Source organism: Pseudomonas sp. FBCC-B35, assembly GCF_059133755.1.
Window position 1 is genome coordinate 1,665,650 of the sequence record NZ_CP101439.1, and the last position, 21,863, is coordinate 1,687,512.

At 62.3% G+C, this 21,863-nt stretch carries 22 protein-coding genes and 2 pseudogenes; 8 read left to right on the forward strand and 16 right to left on the reverse strand.

What is annotated here, in order from left to right:
- The first annotated feature begins 235 nt into the window (after positions 1 to 235).
- Positions 236 to 943, forward strand: coding sequence for an MlaA family lipoprotein (locus NMB38_RS07435; RefSeq protein ID WP_027915073.1), 708 nt, complete (start codon positions 236 to 238; stop codon positions 941 to 943).
- 2 nt (positions 944 to 945) lie between these two features.
- On the opposite strand, the gene NMB38_RS07440 is transcribed toward NMB38_RS07435, so the two are convergent.
- A complete protein-coding gene (locus NMB38_RS07440) occupies positions 946 to 1,245 on the reverse strand; it encodes a PilZ domain-containing protein (protein ID WP_088523567.1) in 300 nt (99 codons plus the stop codon).
- Between the two features lie 269 nt (positions 1,246 to 1,514).
- Between NMB38_RS07440 and rssB the strand changes: the two genes are divergently transcribed.
- Positions 1,515 to 2,699, forward strand: coding sequence for a two-component system response regulator RssB (rssB, locus tag NMB38_RS07445; RefSeq protein WP_027915071.1), 1,185 nt, complete (start codon positions 1,515 to 1,517; stop codon positions 2,697 to 2,699).
- The gene (gene rssC / locus NMB38_RS07450) at positions 2,696 to 3,178 is read left to right on the forward strand and encodes an anti-sigma factor antagonist RssC (RefSeq protein ID WP_027915070.1); all 483 of its coding nucleotides are present in this window, start codon (positions 2,696 to 2,698) and stop codon (positions 3,176 to 3,178) included. Before rssB ends, rssC begins: the two co-directional genes overlap by 4 nt.
- A 292-nt stretch (positions 3,179 to 3,470) precedes the next feature.
- Here the strand turns inward: rssC and tal are convergent, their stop codons facing one another.
- Positions 3,471 to 4,397: a transaldolase gene (tal, locus tag NMB38_RS07455; protein ID WP_494354933.1), complete on the reverse strand. Its 927-nt coding sequence runs from the start codon at positions 4,395 to 4,397 to the stop codon at positions 3,471 to 3,473.
- A gap of 175 nt (positions 4,398 to 4,572) precedes the next feature.
- Positions 4,573 to 5,583 carry a tRNA dihydrouridine(20/20a) synthase DusA gene (dusA, locus tag NMB38_RS07460; protein ID WP_165919262.1) on the reverse strand — a complete coding sequence of 337 codons (1,011 nt, stop codon included), beginning with the start codon at positions 5,581 to 5,583 and terminating at the stop codon, positions 4,573 to 4,575.
- A 300-nt stretch (positions 5,584 to 5,883) separates the two neighbouring features.
- Between dusA and NMB38_RS07465 the strand changes: the two genes are divergently transcribed.
- On the forward strand, positions 5,884 to 6,762 hold the full coding sequence (locus NMB38_RS07465; protein WP_490806048.1) for a hypothetical protein: 879 nt from the start codon (positions 5,884 to 5,886) through the stop codon (positions 6,760 to 6,762).
- 135 nt (positions 6,763 to 6,897) lie between these two features.
- Here NMB38_RS07465 and NMB38_RS07470 read toward each other — a convergent pair whose 3' ends face one another.
- The 6 genes from NMB38_RS07470 to NMB38_RS07495 form a co-directional block, all read right to left on the reverse strand.
- Complete coding sequence (locus NMB38_RS07470; protein WP_049696297.1) at positions 6,898 to 7,668, reverse strand: amino acid ABC transporter ATP-binding protein; 771 nt, start codon at positions 7,666 to 7,668, stop codon at positions 6,898 to 6,900.
- A gap of 79 nt (positions 7,669 to 7,747) precedes the next feature.
- Entirely contained in the window at positions 7,748 to 8,488 is a 741-nt protein-coding gene (locus NMB38_RS07475) for an amino acid ABC transporter ATP-binding protein (protein WP_490806049.1), read from the reverse strand.
- Positions 8,485 to 9,987 (reverse strand): argininosuccinate lyase, encoded by a 1,503-nt coding sequence (gene argH / locus NMB38_RS07480; protein ID WP_027915018.1) that lies wholly within the window; start codon positions 9,985 to 9,987, stop codon positions 8,485 to 8,487. Before argH ends, NMB38_RS07475 begins: the two co-directional genes overlap by 4 nt.
- Complete coding sequence (locus NMB38_RS07485) at positions 9,957 to 10,676, reverse strand: amino acid ABC transporter permease (RefSeq protein WP_027915017.1); 720 nt, start codon at positions 10,674 to 10,676, stop codon at positions 9,957 to 9,959. Before NMB38_RS07485 ends, argH begins: the two co-directional genes overlap by 31 nt.
- 7 nt (positions 10,677 to 10,683) lie before the next feature.
- Entirely contained in the window at positions 10,684 to 11,346 is a 663-nt protein-coding gene (locus NMB38_RS07490; RefSeq protein ID WP_027915016.1) for an amino acid ABC transporter permease, read from the reverse strand.
- A 12-nt stretch (positions 11,347 to 11,358) separates the two neighbouring features.
- Positions 11,359 to 12,204: a transporter substrate-binding domain-containing protein gene (locus NMB38_RS07495; RefSeq protein ID WP_028687316.1), complete on the reverse strand. Its 846-nt coding sequence runs from the start codon at positions 12,202 to 12,204 to the stop codon at positions 11,359 to 11,361.
- Positions 12,205 to 12,431: 227 nt separating this feature from the next.
- On the opposite strand from NMB38_RS07495, the gene NMB38_RS07500 reads away from it, so the two are divergent.
- Positions 12,432 to 13,349 carry a LysR substrate-binding domain-containing protein gene (locus NMB38_RS07500; RefSeq protein ID WP_241194968.1) on the forward strand — a complete coding sequence of 306 codons (918 nt, stop codon included), beginning with the start codon at positions 12,432 to 12,434 and terminating at the stop codon, positions 13,347 to 13,349.
- 18 nt (positions 13,350 to 13,367) lie between these two features.
- On the opposite strand, the gene NMB38_RS07505 is transcribed toward NMB38_RS07500, so the two are convergent.
- Genes NMB38_RS07505 through NMB38_RS07535 form a run of 7 tightly spaced genes read right to left on the reverse strand, consistent with a single transcriptional unit; the run spans position 13,368 to position 19,649 of the window.
- Complete coding sequence (locus NMB38_RS07505) at positions 13,368 to 14,732, reverse strand: sensor histidine kinase (RefSeq protein ID WP_028687314.1); 1,365 nt, start codon at positions 14,730 to 14,732, stop codon at positions 13,368 to 13,370.
- The gene (locus NMB38_RS07510; RefSeq protein WP_027915012.1) at positions 14,729 to 15,391 is read right to left on the reverse strand and encodes a response regulator; all 663 of its coding nucleotides are present in this window, start codon (positions 15,389 to 15,391) and stop codon (positions 14,729 to 14,731) included. The genes NMB38_RS07505 and NMB38_RS07510 overlap by 4 nt, the downstream gene beginning before the upstream one ends.
- 2 nt (positions 15,392 to 15,393) lie before the next feature.
- Positions 15,394 to 16,035, reverse strand: coding sequence for a tetratricopeptide repeat protein (locus NMB38_RS07515; RefSeq protein ID WP_027915011.1), 642 nt, complete (start codon positions 16,033 to 16,035; stop codon positions 15,394 to 15,396).
- Positions 16,032 to 16,838 (reverse strand): SDR family oxidoreductase, encoded by an 807-nt coding sequence (locus tag NMB38_RS07520; protein ID WP_028687313.1) that lies wholly within the window; start codon positions 16,836 to 16,838, stop codon positions 16,032 to 16,034. The genes NMB38_RS07515 and NMB38_RS07520 overlap by 4 nt, the downstream gene beginning before the upstream one ends.
- Positions 16,825 to 17,505, reverse strand: a complete 681-nt coding sequence (locus NMB38_RS07525) for an iron-containing redox enzyme family protein (RefSeq protein WP_027915009.1) — start codon at positions 17,503 to 17,505, stop codon at positions 16,825 to 16,827. The genes NMB38_RS07520 and NMB38_RS07525 overlap by 14 nt, the downstream gene beginning before the upstream one ends.
- A gap of 7 nt (positions 17,506 to 17,512) precedes the next feature.
- Positions 17,513 to 18,982, reverse strand: a complete 1,470-nt coding sequence (locus NMB38_RS07530) for an AMP-binding protein (RefSeq protein ID WP_028687312.1) — start codon at positions 18,980 to 18,982, stop codon at positions 17,513 to 17,515.
- Positions 18,972 to 19,649, reverse strand: a complete 678-nt coding sequence (locus tag NMB38_RS07535) for a thermostable hemolysin (protein WP_028687311.1) — start codon at positions 19,647 to 19,649, stop codon at positions 18,972 to 18,974. The genes NMB38_RS07530 and NMB38_RS07535 overlap by 11 nt, the downstream gene beginning before the upstream one ends.
- Positions 19,650 to 19,922: 273 nt before the next feature.
- Here NMB38_RS07535 and NMB38_RS07540 point away from each other — a divergent pair, with 273 nt between their 5' ends.
- The 3 genes and pseudogenes from NMB38_RS07540 to NMB38_RS07550 form a co-directional block, all read left to right on the forward strand.
- A complete protein-coding gene (locus NMB38_RS07540) occupies positions 19,923 to 20,255 on the forward strand; it encodes a hypothetical protein (RefSeq protein WP_050437996.1) in 333 nt (110 codons plus the stop codon).
- A 604-nt stretch (positions 20,256 to 20,859) separates the two neighbouring features.
- A pseudogene (locus NMB38_RS07545) lies at positions 20,860 to 21,462 on the forward strand (PAS domain-containing protein); the annotation flags it as partial.
- A gap of 171 nt (positions 21,463 to 21,633) precedes the next feature.
- Positions 21,634 to 21,780, forward strand: a pseudogene (locus tag NMB38_RS07550) (methyl-accepting chemotaxis protein); the annotation flags it as partial.
- Positions 21,781 to 21,863: the final 83 nt, after the last annotated feature.

A 21,863-nucleotide genomic window follows, 5' to 3' on the forward strand; every position in this document is an offset into this window, starting at 1 on the left:
TGTCCGTATTTTTCGCGCATTCGCTGGGAAGCGGTTCGTTTCATCCATGAGGTCGGCGAGCAACAGGTTCTCGTTAAATCTTGCTGCCATTGCGTAGCACCACTGACGTAACACTTGGTCACATTAAACTTCATGGATGCCGAAAGCTGTCTATCGGCCTGCAAAACTCTATACTGCCGCACTACAGCAGCGCGACCGTTGCGCTTGCGGCCGATAATCCTGATGGAGAAACACTATGCGTAGGATCGGTGCCAGTGTGATCGAACGAGTCACCCAGGCCTGTGTATGCGCCAGCATGCTGCTGGCGCCCGTGGCGGCTACTCAGGCCGCCACTGAAGAAGATCCCTGGGAAGCGGTCAATCGCCCGATCTTCCGCTTCAACGATACGCTCGATACCTACGCGCTCAAGCCGCTCGCCAAGGGTTACGACGCCGTAACGCCGCAGTTTCTCGAAGACGGCATCCACAATATGTTCCGCAACCTGGGCGATGTGACCAACCTGGCCAACAACGTCCTGCAGCTCAAACCCCATGCGGCAGGGGTGGATACGGCGCGCTTGATCGTCAACACCACCTTCGGCGTGGCCGGGTTCTTCGATGTCGGCACCAAGATGGGGCTGCAGCGCAGCGATGAAGACTTCGGTCAGACCCTGGGCTACTGGGGTGTGCCCAGCGGCCCGTATGTGGTCATTCCGTTGCTGGGCCCAAGCACTGTGCGCGATGGCGTAGCCAAGTACCCGGACACGTTCACCCGGCCTTATCGCTACGTGGACCATGTGCCTACCCGAAACTCGGCCTTCGCCCTGGACGTGGTGGACACCCGTGCGAGCCTGCTGCCGGCCGAGAAGCTGATTCAGGGTGACAAGTACATCTTCATTCGCAACGCTTACCTGCAGAACCGCGAGTTCAAGGTGCGCGATGGCGAAGTCGAGGACGATTTCTAAGGCTACCGCATGGCCAGGATGCGCAGCCCGAACGTGTGCTGCCCATCCGCCTGGGCCGCGATCCACACGACTTCCGCCGTGGCGTGCAAGCCTTCGAGCGAAGGGTGATCCGACTCCAGGCGCACCTGCAGCCGATCCCCGACCTGGAACGGCTGAGGCGCCTGTACTTGCATCCCGCTGCTGGACAGGTCGAGACACACCGCAGCGATGACCTTACCCTCGTGCACCAGGGTAACCGGCGTGTCGATGCGCATGCGGATGAAATCGCGTTTCTCGCTGTGGCTGGTGGCGTTATCGGGCATGCTGCATCCTTCCTGTGAGGTTACACCGTGAGGGTTTCTTATAACTCTCGGTCATTTGCCCTGTAAAGCCGCTCAAGCGTACCGTTCGATGCTTGAAACCCCTGGCGGATGGGAGTACCGTCTGCGCCTTACACCGCATATCTCGCAGTTGCCGGGTAGGCTTTCTTGCCCTACAACTCGCAGAACGTGCGACCTGTTCAGAATTCCCGCAGCTGTTGGTCTGCCTTGCCGGCTCGCTGCACAAACCCCAATCGGCGCCGTTCGCCCACATGCAGAAAACCAGTGCAACGCTGCTGATCATCGATGACGACGACGTGGTCCGTGCAAGCCTCGCCGCGTATCTTGAAGACAGTGGCTTCAGCGTTCTCCAGGCTGGCAACGGCCAGCAGGGGCTTCAGGTCTTCGAAGAGCACCAGCCTGATCTTGTGATCTGCGATTTGCGCATGCCGCAAATGGGCGGACTTGAACTGATTCGTCAGATCAGCGCCCGTGCACCGCAGATACCCGTGATCGTGGTGTCGGGTGCCGGGGTCATGGCCGATGCGGTGGATGCATTGCGACTGGGCGCTGCGGATTACCTGATCAAGCCACTTGAAGACCTGGCGGTGCTGGAGCACTCGGTGCGCCGTGCGTTGGATCGAGCGCACCTTGTGCTGGAAAACCAGCGCTACCGCGAGAAGCTCGAGGCTGCCAACCGCGAACTGGAGGCCAGCCTGCACCTGTTGCAGGAAGACCAGACCGCTGGTCGGCAAGTGCAAATGAACATGTTGCCCCAAAGCCCTTGGCACGCCGGTGATTTTGCCTTCGAGCACCAGATCATCCCGTCGCTGTACCTGTCGGGTGATTTCGCCGACTACTTCCGTGTGGACGAGCGGCGTATCGCTTTCTACCTGGCCGACGTGTCCGGGCACGGTGCTTCTTCGGCTTTCGTCACCGTGCTGCTGAAGTTCATGACCACCCGCCTTCTGTTCGAATTCAAGCGTGGCGGCAACATGCGCGAGTTCCAGCCTTCTGAAGTGCTCAGCCACATCAACCGTGGGTTGATCAACTGCAAGCTGGGCAAGCATGTGACCATGGTGGGCGGGGTGATCGATGAAGACACCGGGTTGCTGACCTATGCCGTAGGCGGGCACCTGCCGCTGCCGGTGCTGCATACACCCGAGCACACCCGCTACCTCGAAGGCCGCGGTTTGCCCGTGGGGCTGTTCGAGGAGGCCCGCTACCAGGACCTGGTGGTTGAACTGCCACCACGTTTCAGCCTGAGCCTGATGTCCGATGGCATCCTGGACCTTTTGCCAGGTGATACGCTCAAAGATAAAGAAGCTGCGCTGCCTGAAATCGTCAGGGCGGCAGAGGGTAGCCTGGATGGGCTGCGTCAACGTTTTGGATTGGCTACGCTAGGGGAGATGCCGGATGATATCGCCCTATTGGTGTTGAGCAGGAACCTTCAATGAGTACCGGTAGAATCCAGTTCGCCGAGCAGGACGGTACCTTCGTACTGAAATTCGTCGGTGAAGTGCGCCTGACCTTGTGTTCGGCGCTCGATGCAACGATCGAGCGAATATTCACCGCGCTGAATTTCTCGACCATCGTGATCGACCTGACCGAAACCGAAAGCATCGACAGCACCACCCTTGGCTTGCTCGCCAAGCTGTCGATCCTGTCGCGACAGAAAGTGGGCCTGCTGCCTACCGTCGTGACCACCAACCCGGATATTTCCCGGCTGTTGCAATCGATGGGGTTCGATCAGGTATTCAACATCGTCGACCGCCCCATCCCGTGCCCCGAATGCCTGTCTGACCTGCCATCTCAGGACCAGAACGAGGAGGTGGTGCGTTCCAAGGTGCTGGAAGCACACCGGATTCTGATGGGCTTGAATGAGTCCAATCGCGAAGCCTTTCATGACTTGGTGAGTGCGCTGGAGCGCAGTTGATCGAGTCACCAGGTTCTGGGGTCAAGAGCAGCCTGCCTCCTTCCTGGTAGGCTTTCTGAGGCCTATGCTGCCCGGGCGAGCTGTATGAACCTGTCCGTCGGTGGGGCGCCAGCTGCCTCCAGAGGGTCATGCCTTCGGGATCGGGTTGTCTTGCCAAGCCATGCAAAGCTTTTGTGACTATGGACTTGGCGCATCTGAGACAGCATGCAGGCCGCACGACGGCACCACCTGTAAAAACAACACGGGCGGGAAATGTCGAACAGTTCCCGCCCGCGAGACAACCTGAATTGGATCAGCCTTCTTCACCCATGACCTTCTCAAGCTTCTCCTGATCGCGCGCAAACTGGCGGATGCCCTCGGCCAGCTTCTCGGTAGCCATGGCGTCTTCGTTCATGTCCCAGCGGAACTCGCTCTCACTCAGATGACGCTTGGGCTCACTCGCATTGCCTGGCTTCAATACCTGCGGCAGGTCGCCTTGGTCTTCGCTCAACTGCTGCAGCAATTCCGGGCTGATGGTCAGGCGATCACAACCGGCGAGCTGTTCGATCTGGTTGGTATTGCGGAAGCTGGCGCCCATGACCACGGTGTCGTAGCCATTAGCCTTGTAGTAGTTGTAGATCCGCGTGACGGACTGTACGCCTGGATCATCGGCACCGGTGTACTCCTTGCCCGTGCTTTTCTTGTGCCAATCGTAAATCCGGCCCACGAACGGCGAAATCAGGAACACACCAGCGTCGGCGCAGGCCTGGGCTTGGGCGAAGGAGAACAGCAAGGTCAGGTTGGTCTGGATGCCTTCCTTCTCCAGCTTCTCGGCGGCGCGGATACCTTCCCAGGTGGACGCCAGCTTGATCAGCACACGGTCCCGGCCAACACCGGCCTTGTCGTACAGCTCGATCAGCGAGCGAGCCTTGGCCAGCAGGGCAGGTTCATCGAACGACAGCCGCGCATCCACTTCGGTCGAGATACGCCCGGGGATGGCTTTGAGAATGCCGGAACCCACCGCCACCGCGAACATGTCGCAGGCCTGGTCCAGATCACCGTTGGCCTCGCCCTTCACGCGCGTGAGCAACTCGGCATAGGCCGGGATGGCGGCAGCCTTGAGCAGCAGCGACGGGTTGGTGGTGGCGTCTACCGGTTTCAGGCGCGTGATGGCGTCCAGGTCACCGGTGTCGGCGACCACGGTAGTGAACTGCTTGAGTTGTTCCAGCTTGGAAGTCATGGGCGTGCTCTGTCCTGTGCAATGACTCGACATTACCCCAGCCCCCACGGTCGCTCAAGGGCCCGGCTGTACGAGAGGTGAATGTTCGAGTACCCACCGTCCCTCAGGTTCCCTTCAGGCCGGGCCTTGCATCGTGTCGCGCAACCGGCAGGCGCCTGCGTGACACGCCAGCGCCTCAACGCCCCTGCAACAGCTCAACGGCCTGGTCGAACACGGCCAGCGGCTCGGCTGCCTTGTGAATGTCTGCCGAAAGCAGCTGACGGAACCGACGAGCGCCCTTGAAGCCCTGGGCAAGGCCGAGAATATGCCGGGTCACGTGATGCATCGCGCCCCCTGCCTGCATATGGGCCACGATGTAAGGCCGTAACTGCGCCAGCACTTCGGTGCGGGTGACCACCGGTGCCGTGCTGCCGAACAGCTGTTGATCCACCTCGGCCAGCAGGTAAGGGTTGTGATAGGCCTCGCGGCCCAGCATCACGCCGTCGAAGGTCTGAAGGTGGGTATGGCAGTCGGCCAAGGTTTTGATGCCACCGTTGAGCACGATCTCAAGGTCCGGGAAATCAGCTTTCAGTTGCGCGGCCACGTCATAGCGCAGCGGCGGCACTTCGCGGTTTTCCTTGGGCGACAGCCCTTCGAGAATGGCGATGCGTGCGTGCACGGTGAAACTGCGGCAACCCGCCTCGCGCACTTGCCCGACGAAGTCACACAGTTCTGCATAGCTGTCGCGGCCATTGATGCCAATGCGGTGCTTGACTGTCACCGGTGTCGAGACAGCGTCGCGCATCGCCTTCACGCAATCGGCCACCAACGCCGGGTGCGCCATCAGGCAGGCGCCGATCATGTTGTTCTGCACCCGGTCACTGGGGCAGCCGACATTGAGGTTGACCTCATCATAGCCATCGGCCTCGGCCAGCCGCGCACACGCCGCCAGGTCCGCCGGCACGCTGCCGCCCAGTTGCAGGGCCAGCGGGTGCTCGGAGGCATCGTGGCGCAGGAAACGCTGGGCGTCATTGTGCAGCAGGGCACCGGTGGTGACCATTTCGGTGTAGAGCAGGGTGTGTTTGGAGAGCAGGCGCAGGAAGAACCGGCAGTGGCGGTCGGTCCAGTCCATCATGGGGGCAACAGAAAACCGTCTCACTACCGTATCCATGGGGCTGGCCGCGTTTTCTGGCGTTTCGGGGGGCATTCGGAAATCTCTCGGTTACTACTGATGTAGAGCGCTTTTTGCTGACCGGTCACCGCAATCGTCCTCAGAGAGGAGGTCTGTTAGCCGTGTCTTGTGCTCAGTCCACGATCAAGCGCAAAAGCGAGAATTCTATCAGGTCTGCTGATCAAGAAGTTCCCGTTGACTACACCTCTCGGCCGTTAAACCTCTTGATCTGTTACGCCCGTCTCCCTCTTGCCAAGCCGCGATGACCTCGACTGAACGCCGTCCCCCCAGCCAGCTCTGACTCTAAACACCCCACAAGCTCAACAAGGTCAAGCGATGACGATCACCATCAACAGCTACACCACGGTCAAAAGACGCGAGCGCGTCCCACACGCCATCTTCGCCCACTACTGGCGCGACGTGCACGGGCCGTTGTGCTCCCGGTTGCCAGGCCTGGGCTTGTACATCCAGCATCACTTCTCGCGTAATCAGGACGCACACCTCTGGCCATTGGCCGAGGGTGTGGCAGAGATCGCAGACTACGAACTTGATGGCGGTGTGGAGATCGGCTTCAAGTCCGCCGACCAGCAGGAGCGCTTCAAGCAAGCCAGCCCTCTGCTGTTTTCGGACGAGCAGAACATGTTCGAGGAAACGCTGGCGTACGACCTGCCGCACGGATCAATGAGGGTGGTGAATCGACTGGCAGACGAGCGCCTCAATGGGCTCGATCATGCCGATCGGATTCACGTGCACATGAGTCCACGACAAAGCCTTGAAGATCTGCAAGCGTATGTGCGCGACAAACTCGCGCCGACGCTGGCGCAGGATGCATCGGTATTGAAAGTGCAACTGCACCTGTGCGCCCCTTTCCAGAACGATGGGAACCATCCACCGGCGCCAGACGTGGCACACACGGCCACGCCGGCGCGCGCCGAACTGGTGATCATGGAAGTCGCCTTCGGAAACCCTGTGGCACGGCGCCGGTTTTTCGAGGGGCAGGCGTTCAAGAAGACGCTGGCGGATCAGGCGCGGCATATCGGAAGTTTGAAGGCGTTTGCGGTAAGTGGTGTGTACAGCTATGTGTTCGATGGAGAAATGACCACGGCCGGGCTGCGTGGTAGCCGGGCGGCGGAGTTGATCGAGTATCTCGGCGCGATCAATCAACTGGAACCTGAAGTAGAGGCGGTGTTCAAGCGCGTCGATGCAACGGGTTAAGCTGCCCCGGCCTACAACACGCGCGGGGCATGCTCGCGGTGGATGCGCGGCTCGGCTCTACCGTCGACAGCAAGAGCAGGTTGTCGCTCAGGTGCCTGTTAGTGGTTCAGTTGGCGCCCAAGGGGCACTCCCTGCTCAATGCAACACCTGACTCAAGAACAACCGCCCCCGCTCACTGTCAGGTCGCTCGAAGAACACCGCTGGCGCAGCCTGCTCGACCACCTCGCCCTGGTCCATGAACACCACCCGGTGCGCCACGGTCCGGGCGAAGCCCATTTCATGGGTCACGCACACCATGGTCATGCCGTCCTCGGCCAGGCTGACCATGGTGTCGAGCACCTCCTTGACCATTTCCGGGTCCAGTGCCGAGGTGGGTTCGTCAAACAGCATGATCTTGGGTTTCATGCACAACGCCCGGGCAATCGCCACGCGCTGCTGCTGGCCGCCGGACAATTGGCCAGGGTACTTGTGCGCCTGTTCGGGAATACGCACCCGCTCCAGGTAATGCATCGCCAGGGCTTGCGCCTCGTGGCGCGGCAGCTTGCGGGCCCAGATGGGCGCGAGGGTGCAGTTCTGCAGGATGGTCAGGTGGGGGAACAGGTTGAAGTGCTGGAACACCATGCCGACTTCGCGGCGGATGGTTTCGACCTGCCGGGCGTCGTCGGTCAGTTCGACACCCTCGACGACAATGCGGCCCTGCTGGTGTTCTTCAAGGCGGTTCAGGCAGCGAATGGTGGTCGACTTGCCTGAGCCGGATGGGCCGCACAGCACGATGCGCTCACCTGGCTGCACGCTGAGGTTGATGTTCTTGAGCACCTGGAAGCTGCCGTACCACTTGCTGACGTTCTCCATCTGGATCATGGGGCGCAGGCCCGGTGAGTCCAGCGATTGGGTCGCTTGGTTCATCTGGAATACTCCTGGCTGGCGCGCAGCCACGCTTGGCCGGTGCAAGCGGGCGCACCGGCATTGGGAAGAGGATGTTCGTTCAGCGCAGGACGCTTTGCAGAAACTGCCGGGTGCGGGCCTGTTCAGGGGCGCTGAAGAGCTGCGACGGCGGCCCGGTCTCGATGACCTTGCCGGCATCGAAGAACACCACGCGGTCGGCCACTTCGCGGGCGAACCCCATTTCGTGGGTGACGACGATCATGGTCATGCCCTCGGCCGCCAGGCCCTTCATGACGTTGAGCACGTCGCCGACGGTTTCCGGGTCGAGCGCAGAGGTGGGCTCGTCGAACAGCATTAGCTTGGGTTTCATCGCCAAGGCGCGAACGATCGCCACCCGCTGCTGCTGGCCGCCTGACAGCTCGGCCGGGTAATGCCCGGCCTTGTGCTGCAGGCCGACGCTCTCGAGCAAGGCCAGGGCATGGGCCTGGGCTTGCGCCTTGGTTGCGCGCTTGAGCTTGACTGGGGCAAGCATCATGTTGGCCAGCACCGTCATGTGCGGAAACAACGTGTAGTCCTGAAACACCATGCCCACGTCCTCGCGCAGCCGGGCCAGGGCTTTACGGTTTCCCGCCTGGGTCTGATCGCCATCGCCCACCACCACGGTGCCCTTGGAGGGCGGTTCCAGGCTGTTCAGACAGCGGATGAAGGTGGACTTGCCCGAGCCGCTGGGGCCGATGATGACCACCACCTCGCCTTGGCGCACGTCCATGTCGACGCCCTTGACCACTTCATGGGTGCCAAAGCTTTTATGCAGGTCGCGCACCGTCAGGATCGTGCTCATAGGCCCGCCTGTGCCCGGGTCAGGGCTTGCAGGTTGAGGTCGGCCTCGCTCATGCGCGCGCGGCGTTGCTGGTTGGCCGTACGCTCTGCGCTTAGGCGCTCGCTGGCGCGGGCGAGGCTTGGCATCAGCGACCCAAGCGACGGGCCGCCGGCGGAGCTGCGGCCCTGCACGTTGCTGACCGGGTCCAGGCAATCACGCACTTTCTGCTCGGGTAGGTGCAGGGCATGACCCAGCTGCTCGAGGGCGCAGGCATCGACCATCTGGGTGGTGATCTGATGGGCCGGCAGGCCCTGGTCCATGGCCATGCGCACCACGCCCCCGACCACATGGTGGGCTTCGCGGAACGACAGGTCGACCTCGCGCACCATCAGGTCGGCCAAACCGGTGGCGGTGGAAAAATCCTCACCGGCGCGGCGTGCCGCCAGGTCGATGTTGGGGGTGGCGGTGCGCAGCACCAGGTCCAGCAGTTTCAGGCAGCGCAGGCTTTCTTCGGCGGCCTCCCAGAAGCCCCGCGTCCCTTCGCGGTTGCCGTCGCCGGTGTGGGAAAAATTGGTGCCCTTGATGGTCACGCTCGCACCCATCAGCAGGCCGACGATATGGCCACTGCGGCCCTTGAGGTACTCCAGCACGGTGGGGTTCTTCTTTTGCGGCATGATGCTGGACGTGGCGGCGACGCTGTCGGGGAAGTCGATGAGGTTGAACTCATGGGTACTCCACACGAAATAGTCCTGCGCGACGCGGCTCCAGAACACCGCCAGGTTGCTCAGGTGCGACAGGCTTTCGAGCAGAAAGTCCCGCGAGCCGATGGCATCCAGGGCATTGTCCAGGTAGCCGTCGAAGCCCAGCAGCTCGGCGGTGCGCGCGCGGTCGATGTCGAACGGCGTGCCGGCGAAGGCAGCGGCACCCAGCGGGCACTGGTTCATCGACTCCAGGGTCTGGGTCAGGCGCTTGCTGTCGCGCTCCAGGGCCTGTTCCACTGCGCTCAGGTAATAGCCGTAGGTGATTGGCTGGGCCGGTTGAAGATGCGTGTAGCCGGGCATCACCACTTCGGCGTAGCGCTTGGCACAGCACAGGGCCGTGGCCCGTACCGTTGCCAATTCGTCGATCAGGTCCATCAGCAGGTCGCGGCAGCGCAGGCGGTCGAGGGTGGCCAGGATGTCGTTGCGGCTGCGACCGGTGTGCAGGCGCCCGCCGATGTCAGCGCCGATATGCTCGATCAGGTGCGCCTCGTAGTTGAAGTAGGCGTCCTCGCGCGAAGGGTCCAGCTCGACCGCCTCTGGTCCTGCCTGCTCCATGTCCAGCACACCCTTGGCCAACACGCTGGCATGTTCGCCGCGGATAAGGCCCTGTTCGGCCAGCATCAGGATGTGCGCCTTGTTGACGTTACCCAGGTTCGCGAAGCCGCTGGCAAAGCCTTCCAGGCGCGGGCGGTAGATGTACTCGTTCACTTGCGGCGCAGTGCTTTCCTTCAGGCGCCGACTGACTTTGGATGCTTGCATGCTGGAACCTCTTCAATGGAAGTACGTGCCGCCGGACGACCCAGACGACGTTCGAGATAACGGCTGAGCCAGGTCAGCGCCGAACAGATGACGAAGTACACCAGCAACACCACGCCGTAGACCGCGAAGGCAGGGCTGACGCCGGTCATGACGGTTTCACGCTCGATGATGATCTGGCCGACCTTGAGAAACTCCCCCACACCCACCAAAGCGCCCAGGGACGTGGCCTGCACCAGGATCGTCAGCAGCCCGGTGTAGGCTGGCAGAATGGCTTTCATCGACTGCGGCACAACCACGTGCAGGTAGATCTGCCAGGGGCGCAGGCCCAGGGCCCAGGCGCTTTTCCACTGGTGCCTGGACACCGACTCCAGCCCGCCACGCACGATCTCGATCCCGTTGGCGCTGCCCCACAGGGTCAGGCCCACGGTGACGGCGGCGAACGGGCTCAGGTCCACACCGAACATCGGCGCACCGAAGAAGATGAAGAACACGTTGACGATCAGCGGAATGGAGCGAAACAGCTCCACGTAGGCATGGATCGTCCACCCCAACAGGCGGTTCTTGACCGTGGCCAGCACGCCGAGCACGGCCGAGATCAGCGTGGTGAACAGCAACACCACCAAAGCCAGGTACAGGGTCATCAACAACCCTTTGCACACGAAGCTCCAGTTTTCGAGTAGGAAATTCATGGTCGCCTCACTGCCGGAAAGGGCGTTGCAGGTGGGCAGACAGCCGCGCAGTCATCAACGCGAGCCCCCCCACCAGCACCAGGTACATGACGCAGATGGCCGTGAACATCTCGATGGCGCGAAAGTCCGTGGCGATGCGGTCCACCGCGACGAAGGTCAATTCCGCAAGGCCGATGGCCTGTAGATAGGAAGAGTTCTTCAGCAGTGAAATCGCGGTGTTGAGCATCGCCGGCAGGCTGGTGCGAAACGCGATGGGCATGGCGATCAGCGCGAAGTACTGCACGGGCTTGAGGCTCAGTGCCAGGCTCGCCTCGCGCATGCCGCGCTCCACCGTGGCCAGCCCGCCGCGGATGTTCTCGATCTGGTATGCACCGGCCCACAGCGACAGGCACACCACCCCCGACCAGAACAGCGACAGCCCAAGCCCAATGGCCGGCAGGCCATAGAAGATGAAGAACAACTGCACCAGGATCGGCGTATTGCGGATCAACTCCACGTACAGCGCCACTGCCTGGGACAGCACCGGGACCTTCATGACGCGCACTGCCCCGCCCAGCACCCCGATCAGCAGGGAACACAGGATGGCCAGGGCCGTGATGCGCAGCGTCATCAGCACACCGTCGAGCAGGGCAGGCCATTGCTCGATCAGATAATGGACGTCGAACTCCATGATGGCGGCCGATCAAAGTGCTTCGGCAGGCTTGGCCTGCTCGAAGACGCTGATGTAGTAGCTCTGGATGTTTTCGGGTACGAACTGCTGCACCCAGCCTCGGAACAGGTGTTCTTCGCGCATGCGCAATACCGCCGCGCTCAGGAAGTCGCGCCATTGCGCTTCGTTCTTGCGTACGCCGATGGCCGCGTCGGAGATCTGGAACGGTTGGCCTATCAGGCGAGCATCCTGGTCGTTGTCGGCGACCACCACCAGGGTCGCGGCATCGTGGGTGTAGGCGTCGGCGCGACCTTGGCGGAAGGCTTGCAGGGCATCGGCTGCGCTGTTCATGCGCAGGGTCTTGACGTCGGGCATGTGGTCTTCGAACCACTTGGCCTGCACCGACCCCTTGAGCGTGGCAAGGGTCTTGCCCTTGAGGTCGGCGATGGTCCGGGCCGGGCTGTCCTTCTTCACGACCACGTCACTGGCACCCCACCGGTAGGGCGTGGTGAAGTCGATCACCCGTTGGCGTTCCGGGGTGACGCCCAGCGTGGCGATCAGCAAGTCCACCTTGCGGCCCAGCAGCTGCGGCACTCGGTTTTCGGCGGTGACGCAGGTGAAGCTCACCTTGTCCTTCGAGCCCAGGGCCCATAGCGAAATCTGCTTGGCCATTTCGACCTCGACGCCAGCGAATTCACCCTTGTTGTCCTGATAGCCATACGGTGGCTGGTCGCAGCGCACACCCGCGCGCAGGTGGTCCGCCTCTTTGATGGCTGCTGGAACTGCTGGCAGGTCGGCGGCCTGAACGGTGGATACCGCCGCCAACGACACGCACGTCAGGGCCAGTGCAGCGCTTAGTTTTTTATACGAGAACGACATGATGCCTCCTGATTACCGGGCTGCATCGCGCCAATGTGCTGGAGCGATGCGTGAGTACAAGGGCAGAGCTGAAGTGACGCTGGAGCACCGGTTTTATGTGTGTTGTTGCCGGTATGCGCTCGGGGGTATCGCGCTGCATCGGGGCAGACGTCGATGTGGTTGTAGTTATAAAATCTGCGCGTCATGCAATCAAATGACAATACATCAACCCGTCATGCAGAAATGATATGGCCATCAATTTCAAGCAGATCGAAACCTTCCGCGCGGTCATGCTCAGCGGCTCCATGACAGCAGCGGCGCAGGCGCTGCATACCTCCCAGCCCAATGTCAGCCGGCTGATCGCGCAACTGGAGCGGGCCAATGGGTTCAAGTTGTTCGAGCGGGTAGGGGGGCGCTTGCTGCCGACCGATGAGGGCGCGCAGTTCTTCGCCGACGTGGAGCGCGCGTTCATCGGGCTGCACAGCCTGGAAACCTCCGCCGAGCACCTCAAGCGCGGGGGCACCGGGCAATTGCGCATCGGTGCGGTGCCTTCCCTGACCCATGGCTTGCTGCCCAAGATTATCCAGCGCTTTCGCCAGCAGAACCCGCACGTTCATATCTCCATCCACACCAACGACTCGCCGAACGTGGCGCACTGGGCCGCGACCCGGTTTTGCGACGTGTGCCTGGTGTCTTATGTGGCCGAGGACATGGCGGGCGTGCAGTCCCAGATCATCTGTGATGTACCGGGTGTGTGCATCTTCCCCAAGGAGCACCGGCTCGGTGCCTTGCAGGCCGTGACGCCCGCGGACCTCAAGGGCGAAGAATTCATATCGCTGTCGCACACTGACGGCTCGCGCACTCGGCTCGACCGGCTGTTTGCCGATGACGACCCGCGGGTGCTCAACCTGGACGCTACCCATGCCGCCACCGTGTGCTCACTGGTCGGGCTTGGGCTGGGGGTGAGCGTGGTCAGTCCACTGGTTGCGGCAGAGTATTTGCACACCGGCATCGACATACGGCCGTTTGCCCCGCAGTTGCGGTTCTACACGTATCTGCTGCGCTCATCCGACCGGCCGGAGAACGTGCTGACTCGACGATTTCGGGTGTTGGCGGGGGAAATGCTGGGGCAGGCGGCGCAGGCGTGTACGGCTGGCCTTGGGTAACAGGCTCGGTACCGCGCCTCATTGCCTCGGCAGCACCAGCGCTGCCTCTAGCCCGCCCGCCGCTCGGTTTTTCAGGACCACCCGGCCACCCAGGTGCTCCATGATGGTTGCCACGATCGACAGCCCAAGGCCAGCGCCGTTGGGGCTATTGCGGCTGTAGAAACGTTCGAACACCCGTGAGAGGCTCGCCTCGTCGATGCCTGGCCCTTCGTCTTCCACCACCAACTCGACACGCTCATCGTGGCCCCGCAGCGAGACCGTGATGCGCCCCCCGAGAGGCGAGTGCTCGACCGCGTTGGACATCAGGTTCTGCAATGCAATGCCCAACGCGCTGGCGTCGACGGCTACACGGTGCTCGCCGCCCTCTATTTCCAGCGAGGGCTCCAGCCCTTTGTCCAGTATCCAAGGGGTAAGCTCGGCCAGGATGTCGGTGACCACCTCGGCAAGGTCGACAGGCTCATGGGGGCGATGGCCGAGCCGAGGCTCCACGCGGGCCAGTGTCAGCAGTTGGTTGACCACTCGCGTCAACCGATCCACACCGCCCATCAGGAACGTCAAGGCCTTGTTGCGTTCGACGTCGTTGCTGGCAGCCAGTGCGTTCTGCGCATGCAGGCGCAACACCGCCAAGGGTGTTCGCATTTCGTGGGCCGCGTCGGCAATGAAGCGATGTTCACGGCGCAGCAGGTCCTTGATCTGCGCCAGCAGGCGATTGAGGGCAGCCTGCATGGGCTCGAGCTCCGATGGCAGCGGCACCAGCTGCAGCGGTTCGAGTGATTCGGCATGCCGCGCGCGAATGACGTCTGCCATGTTCTTCAACGGCTTGAGCCCCCAGCCAATGGCGGCCCATACCAGCACGGCAAGCGCCAGGGCCCCCAGCAGAAATGGCATCAAGGTGTGACGAACGATTCGGTCGATCAAGTCATAGCGCACGTCATCGCGTTCACCCACCCAGATCACCCAGCCTTTCTCGGGCACAGGTAGCACGAAGCCGCGCCATTGCTTGTCGTCGCTGGTGAAGTCGTAAAACCCAGGCCGCATGGGCCGCGGGTCCAGGCGAGGTGCGCTGGGCGTCTGCACCATCAGGGTGGCGTTTTCGTCCCAGACCTGGAAGGCCAGCTTGCTCTCGTAGGGATGCCCCACTCGGTGTCGGCCCGCCTGAGCCAGCGCGGCGTTGAAGGCACGGTACAGGTCGTCACGCGCGCCGCCTTGCACTGGCATGCTCATTACTCCCTGGAGCAGGCGTGCGTTCTGGGCAAGGTGCGCGTCGTACACTTCGTTAATTTCATGGCGGCTGTCGTGGTAGTTGTACAACGCAAGCAAGCCGGTGCCGATCAGCAGCAAGAGCATGACGCGCCACAGCGTGCGCTGGCGTAGCGACCTCATACCTTGGCCTCGACCAGGTAGCCGATACCACGCACGGTGCGTATCAGGCCATTGAACAGTTTCTTGCGCAGCTGATAGATGTTCACTTCCAGGGTATTGCTCTCCGGCTCCTCGTCCCAGCCATAGAGCAACTGCGTCAGGCGTTCGCGGGTAAAGACTTTGCCGGGCTGGGCGAGTAGCTCGTGCAGCAGCCGGTACTCCTTGGGCGTGAGCACCACTTCGGCCCCCTTGAAATGCACCTGCTGGGTTGCCGGGTCCAGGCTGACACCGCCGTGCTCGATCAGCACCGTGGCGCGGCCAGCGCTGCGGCGCAGCAGTGCACGCAGGCGTGCCTTGAGTTCATTGAGGTCGAAGGGTTTGACCAGGTAGTCATCCGCCCCGGCGTCAAGCCCTGCGATGCGATCGTCCAAGGCATCGCGTGCGGTGAGAATCAGCACCGGCAGGCTGTTGCCTCCCGCGCGAAGCCGCCGCAACAATTCAATGCCGTCCAGGCGTGGGAGGCCCAGGTCCAGTATCAACACGTCGAATGCTTCATGCTGCAAGGCGTGCAAGCCACTGACGCCGTCCTGCAACCAGTCAAGGGTATAGCCCTCCTGGCGCAAACCATCGCAGATGCCTTCACCCAACGCGCTATCGTCCTCAACCAGCAGCAGGCGCATGTCTAGTCCTGTTTGTCCTTGATGGTGTCGAGTAAAGCATTGATATCGGCACGCCGGCCCTCATCGGCCAATTCCCGGCCCGGCCTGGGCGGTGCCTGCAACGCCTTGTGCAGCGCAGCCCTGGCCTCACTGTAACGCTTCTGACGCACCAAATGATCGCCCCAGAAATAGTTGCTGTCGATGCCTGCGGGATTGATTTTCAAGGCCTGCCTGAGCAGCGTGTCGGCTTTGTCGTCATCCCCGAAGCCGATGGGCCAGCCTGGAACCTGGTCATACAAGGTGCCCAGGCTGGTGTAGGCCGAGCCTTGCAGGGCTTGAGGGTCGAGGGCGATGGCCTTTTCCAGGCTGGCCTTGGCGGCCTTGACCTTGCCTAGCGCACTCAGCCCACCGGTTGCGCCAGCCCAGCTGCTGTTGATGATGCCGTCCCAGATCAGAGGCTCGGGGGTATTGGGGTTCTGGCGGACGAAAACGGCCGCCTCGTTTGCCAGCTTCTCGAACGCGCCTGCGCGTTGATCCTTGGGCAACTGATATTGGATATGCGCCCATTGTTGCTGCAAGTCGTGCAGGTGTTGGGCGCCTGTCTGATCAAGCGCCCAGCCAAACGGGGTAAATGCCAGCAGGCTGGCCAGTACGATGGGCTTCATTTGCTCGGTTCCTTTATGTGGCTGCCGATATGGCGCCGAATCAAGGGCAGTTGTTTACGCAAGGCTCGATCCACCAACCCTGGCAGGATGCCGTTCAGGCGCACGAACATTTTCTCCGGCCAGCCCAGGTAGAGCTCGCTGCGCTCGGACTGGACCGCCTGGAGCACGGCTTTGGCAACGTAGACCGGGTCGTCCATGCCTACCTTCAGCGCCTGGTTGAGGGCGGTAGCGGCGCTGCTGTTCATGCTGGTGCGGGTTGCGCGTGGCGCGACGTACAGCACATTGACCGGGGTGTCGGCCAATTCACGGCGCAGTGCTTCGGAAAACCCGCGCAGCGCGAACTTGCTGGCGCAGTAGCTGGCATAGCCGGGGTAGCCGATCGAGCCGTAAGTCGAGCCGACGTTGACGACCAACGCCTTGGGTTGCTCGCGCAGAAGAGGCAAGCAAGCCCGGGTCAGTTGCAAAGGTGCCTTCAGGTTGATGTCCAGCAGCTCATCGAGGGCCTGTTCGTCCAGTTGGTCGAGCAAGGCGAAGCGATTGACCCCGGCAGCGTTGATCAGCACATTGAAGCCGCCCAGTTCGCGCGCGCGCGTCACGACCTGTGCCCGGCCTTCCTGTGTCCGCAAGTCCGCCGACTGCCAGCGCAGGCTGCCTGGGTAGCGGTTCATCAGGCTGGCCAGTTTGCCCATGTGCCGACTCACGGCCAAAACCTGCGCGCCGGCATGGCAGAGCTGCTCGGCCAGCTCCAGGCCAATCCCGCCGCTGGCGCCGGTGAGCACCACGATCGACTCATGCAACCGCATGGCGCACCCCTGACTGGCCCGCACGGGGCAACGTTTGGAACATCTCGGCGTACAGGCGGTAGACCATCTTGGCCGCGTGAATGACCGCCTGCTGGTCTTCGGCATTGTCCAGGCGGTCCATCAACTGCCTGTAGGTCACCATATGGTCCTGGTCGAGCGCGCCGTGGGACTTGAGGTAGCTCATTGCCCGGTCTGGCAGCGAAAGGCTGTGTGCAATGGCGCCGGCGGCCTGTGTGGCCAGGGCAATGCTGGTGCCTTCCAGGACGTTGACCATGCCGAACAGCCCTACCGGGTTGCCCCGTGCGATCAAGTCGTAGAGATAAGCGACCATGAGCTCGATCGACTGCGCGGGTCGGCCGTCGCGTACCGCCTCCCAGTCGCCCCCACAGGCCTCGATGTCGTTGAGGATCCACTGTTCATGGCCGTATTCTTCCTCGATGTACTCGCACACGGCACCGCGCAGCCATTCGAGCCGGGCGGGCAGGCGCGCCCCGCATGCCATCATCAGCGGGACGGTGTGGCGCACGTGGTAGTAGGCCTGGGTGAGAAATGCGATGTAGCTGTCGAGGCTGACCTGCCCAGCCATGGCCTCGCGGATCACCGGAACGCCGAACAGCGCCTGGCGCTCATGGGCGGTTTGCAGTTGCAACGTTTCAAAGAAGGACATGGCGAACTCACTCCTGGGGTATGCGGATCAGAGATTGATAGCGTTCAAGAATCGCCTCGCGCCGAGGGCGGCCGTTGGCTGTCAGGGTTTGATCGGTGACGCTGAGCGGCGCCGTGAGGCGTCGCCAGTGGTGGGCACGTGCGTAATCGGGCAGCCGTGCATTGCACTGGCCCACTACCTGGTCGATCTGGTCGTCACTCAGGCTCGGGTCCATCGGCCAGATCAACGCCACGTTGCCTGGCAGGCTCTCGCCGTGCACGAATGCCTGGGCAATGACGCCGCTCTGGGTCAGTTCGGCCTCTACCCATTCAGGGCTGACGTTTCGGCCGAAACTGGTGATGAACTGGTGCTTCTTGCGTCCGTCGAGGTACAGGTAGCCGTCGTCATCCAAATGGCCCAGGTCCCCGGTTGCCCACCATCGACCGTCGAAAGGCGCGGCATCGAGGTAGCCCAGTAGCGTGCAACCGGCCACCAGCACCTCGCCATCCTTCGCGATGCGCACCTGCACGTGGGGCAGCGGCTTGCCCACACTGCCACGGCGGACGCTGCCCGGACGGTTGAGCGCGACCACCGACGCGCATTCAGACAGCCCATAGCCTTCGTACACCGCAAGCCCGACAGCCTCGGCACGGGCCAGCAAGCTGGGCGATACCCGAGCGCCACCTACGGCGACGAACCTCAGCTGCTCAGCGGGCATCGCCCCTTGTTCAACAGCGGCAACCAGCCCCATCAGCAGTTGCGGCACAAGGATCAGGCTCTGGGCCTGACGCTGCACAATCACACCCACTAGCCGCTTGAAGTCCACCTGGGTGGCGCCGCTGATGCCCAGGTGCTGCTGGCTGAGCAGGTGCACGCAGGCCCCGGCGATCAGCGCGGCGTATACGCCCAGGTTTTCCAGCAGAACGCCCAGTGGCAGAACGGCCAGGTGATGCATGGGTGCGCTGGCGCGGCTAGCCGCCTCAAGTTCATGGGCCACGCCCAGCAACGCCTCGGCGCTCAGGCAGACACCTTTCGGTGATCCCGTGCTGCCGGAGGTGTAGGTGATTTTTGCCGTTTCGGGCGCAATGGCCGCCGCAGCGTACGATTTACAGAGCCAGAACCCCGGCCGAGCGTGTGGGGCGTAGCCCAGCTCGACAAGGCGCGAGTCCCATCCGCTTTCGCTCAGCACCAGGGTGACGCCACTTTGCCTGAGACAATGGGACATTTGAGCGCGGGTGAAAAACGGAGGGATGACCACGCAGGGACGTTCGGCGAACAGCGCTGCAAGGTCCCACAGCAGCAGTTGCGGGCCATTGTCCAAGGCCAGGGCGAATGCGCCCTGAGGTTGGCTCCCAAGCCAGGCGGCGCGTACCTCGACCGCCTCGAACAAGGCGCGATAGGTCAGGTGCTGGTCGGCACCTTGCACGGCGATGGCGTCAGGCTGACGTTGGGCGTGTTCCTTCAGCAAGGCCTTGAAGCGGTTCAGTTCATGCCGCATGACCGGATTCCTCTGTCAGGACCGGAAAGCCAAGGCGCTGAAAGACGCCTGACCGGGTCAAGGCATCGAAGCCGTAACGGATATTTCCGGCAAACACCTGAGGGCAATGGCTGTAGTAGGTGCCCCATATTTCAGCCTGGTCCTCAAGGCGAGCAGGATCGGCTGGCGCCAGGACGACGGGCGTCAACCCCAGTCGCTGGAAGCTGTTGATCAGCGTCGCCGCGCCGGTGAATGCGACCCAGTGCAGGCCGCGTGAGGCCAGCAGCCACGTGACCGCAGCGATCATCAAGCGCGCGCTGCCGGCGCTGAGCGAGGCCAGGTTACCCACCTCGACCATACAACTGCGCGGCAGGGTTGCCCCGACCACACGGGACACGGCGTCTTCCAGAGGCATGTCGAGGTAGCGCTCCAGAAATAGGGGGCCGTCATTGGCTGGGCGAATGCCCGCGGCGGCTGTCAACCGGCCTTGGCTGTCGTGAAACGCCAGTAATTGCGGCAGGAAATGCTGAATGTCGGCCTGATGGCTTAGCGCAAAGCACTGATGTATGAACCGCTCGAGGGCCATTCGCCCCGGGTCGTCTGCCAGGTGTAGCGACAATGTTGCCTGACGATCGGCCTGGCTGCCGATGGCCAGTGGAAGCAGGTGGCTCCAGTCACGGTGGGTCATGAAACGTCTCCCAGCAGGTTCGATGGGAGGCAGTGTCGAGTGCTTATCTGAAGGGAATCTGAAGTCAGGCTGTTTCGGGTTCGATTTCGACGAATGCCATTGCGATGTTTCTCCGGGGCCTACATGGCATCGCCAGCCGTTGCCGACGAGCGCCCCCTTGATGGCCACCGTCCGATTTACCGCAGACCTGGCCTGTGACCTGCTCCGCACCCTTGCCGTCAACCTGTGCATGGAACGGCACCGCTTGTGCCGACGTGGAAAGCAGGAGCATTCATGGCCAAAAAAAAACCGTTATCCCCAGGCCCGTCCTGGAACGAAAATTTCGTGGTGTTGGGCGAGATTCTTTTCTGGGGTTTTTGGGCGCCAGTCCTGTTCTTGATCGCTGCACCCTGGTTGAGCCTGGCCATCGTCAGCTACTGGCCCAAGCCTGTGCTTGCCGGATTTTTCAGCGCCATGGCATCCACCGGTTGGCTGGTCGCCTCGGTAGTGATTCTGGCAGTGATTGCCTACCAGGCGGGCATGGGTTACTACCGTCAGCACCGTAGCCGCAAGCGCACTGCCGCTGAGCTGGCTGCTAAAAGGGCCCAGGGCGACAAGCGTCTTTGATCGATCCGGCCGGCTGATTGGCCTGTGTGGGTGGCCGGCGCTAGCGGCCCGCGCGGGGCTTGCTTGGCACCCTCACATAACTGATATCGTAATGATGTCATTGCCGCGCAACCTTTGTCGTTGTGCTGCTGTCGTAGTACGCACTACCGGTCAGGCAGCAGTGATCGCGACCTGCGATTGCTGTGCGTGACCCAGTATTGAAGCCAGGGATTGGTCTTTTTCGTCTTCCTCCGAGTACCGACCCATGCTTCATCTTTTTCGTAACCGCGGCGAGCGTCAGGCGCTCACGCAGCTGGCTGCGTCCCTCCCGCAAACCCACACTGACGGTGGCCGCACTGCCCCCAGATGGACAGACGTGCAACGTGAATGGACCTCGCGTGAGTTGCATGCCACTGCGCGTGAAGGCCGTATTGCCGAGCTCGAGCGCGAGCTGGAAAACGCCCGGCTGATGCTGGCCGAGGCCGACGCCAATGCGCGCGCCTCGGAAACCCGTTTTGACCTGGTCAACCGTGCCTCCAGCGAAGGCCTGTGGGACATGGAAGTGGTGGCAGGTGATCCGGTCAACCCGCGCAACCGCTTCTGGTGGTCGCAGCAATTTCGCGAAATGCTGGGGTTTCGCGACGAGCGCGATTTTCCCAATGTCCTGGCCAGCTGGGCTGATCGCCTGCACCCGGAAGACAAGGCCGCCACGTTGGACGCCTTTGCCCGCCACCTGAACGACAAATCAGGCATGACCCCCTACCGGGTGCGCAACCGCCTGGCCATGAAAGACGGCAGCTACCGCTGGTTCTTCGCCCAGGGCGAAACCCTGCGCGATGTACGTGGCGTGCCTTTGCGCGTTGCTGGCGCCTTGCGCGACATCCACGATGAGTTGCAACGTGAACAAGAGCACGACGTGATCATCACCCGTTTCGAACTGGCACGGGAAATGCTCTCCGACGGGCTCTGGGACATGGAAGTGATCGCCGGTGACCCGGTCAACCCCAAGAACCCCTTCTGGTGGTCGCCCCAGTTTCGGCGTTTGCTGGGTTTCGACACCGTCGAGGAATTTCCGGATGTGTTGGACAGCTGGGCCTCACGCCTGCACCCGGAGGACAAGGCCTACAGCCTGGAAGCCTTCCAGGCGCACCTGAACGACCGTACAGGCAAGACGCCGTTCGATATCGAGTACCGACTCAAGATGAAAAGCGGGGAGTACCGCTGGTTCCGCGCCCGTGGCCAGACCAAGCGCGACCCTTATGGCGCGCCATTACGTGTGGTCGGGGCATTGGTGGACGTGGACCTGGAGCATCAGCAGTCGGCCATGCGCGAGACGGAGGCTGCGCACCAGCGCACCCTGGAATCCAACATCACCAAGCTCACCCAGATCGTCGGCACCATTCGGAGCATTGCCAGCCAGACCAACCTGCTGGCACTCAACGCGGCCATTGAAGCAGCACGTGCCGGGGAAGCGGGCAGGGGGTTTGCAGTGGTGGCCGATGAAGTACGCAAGCTGGCCACGCGCACGACGGAGGCCACTGAACAGGCGGCCGACATGATGCGCGGCTGACAGCTGGCAGGCCAGGTGCCCAAGCTACGGCTACAGGTCCGTTGCACCCGCTCTTTTGA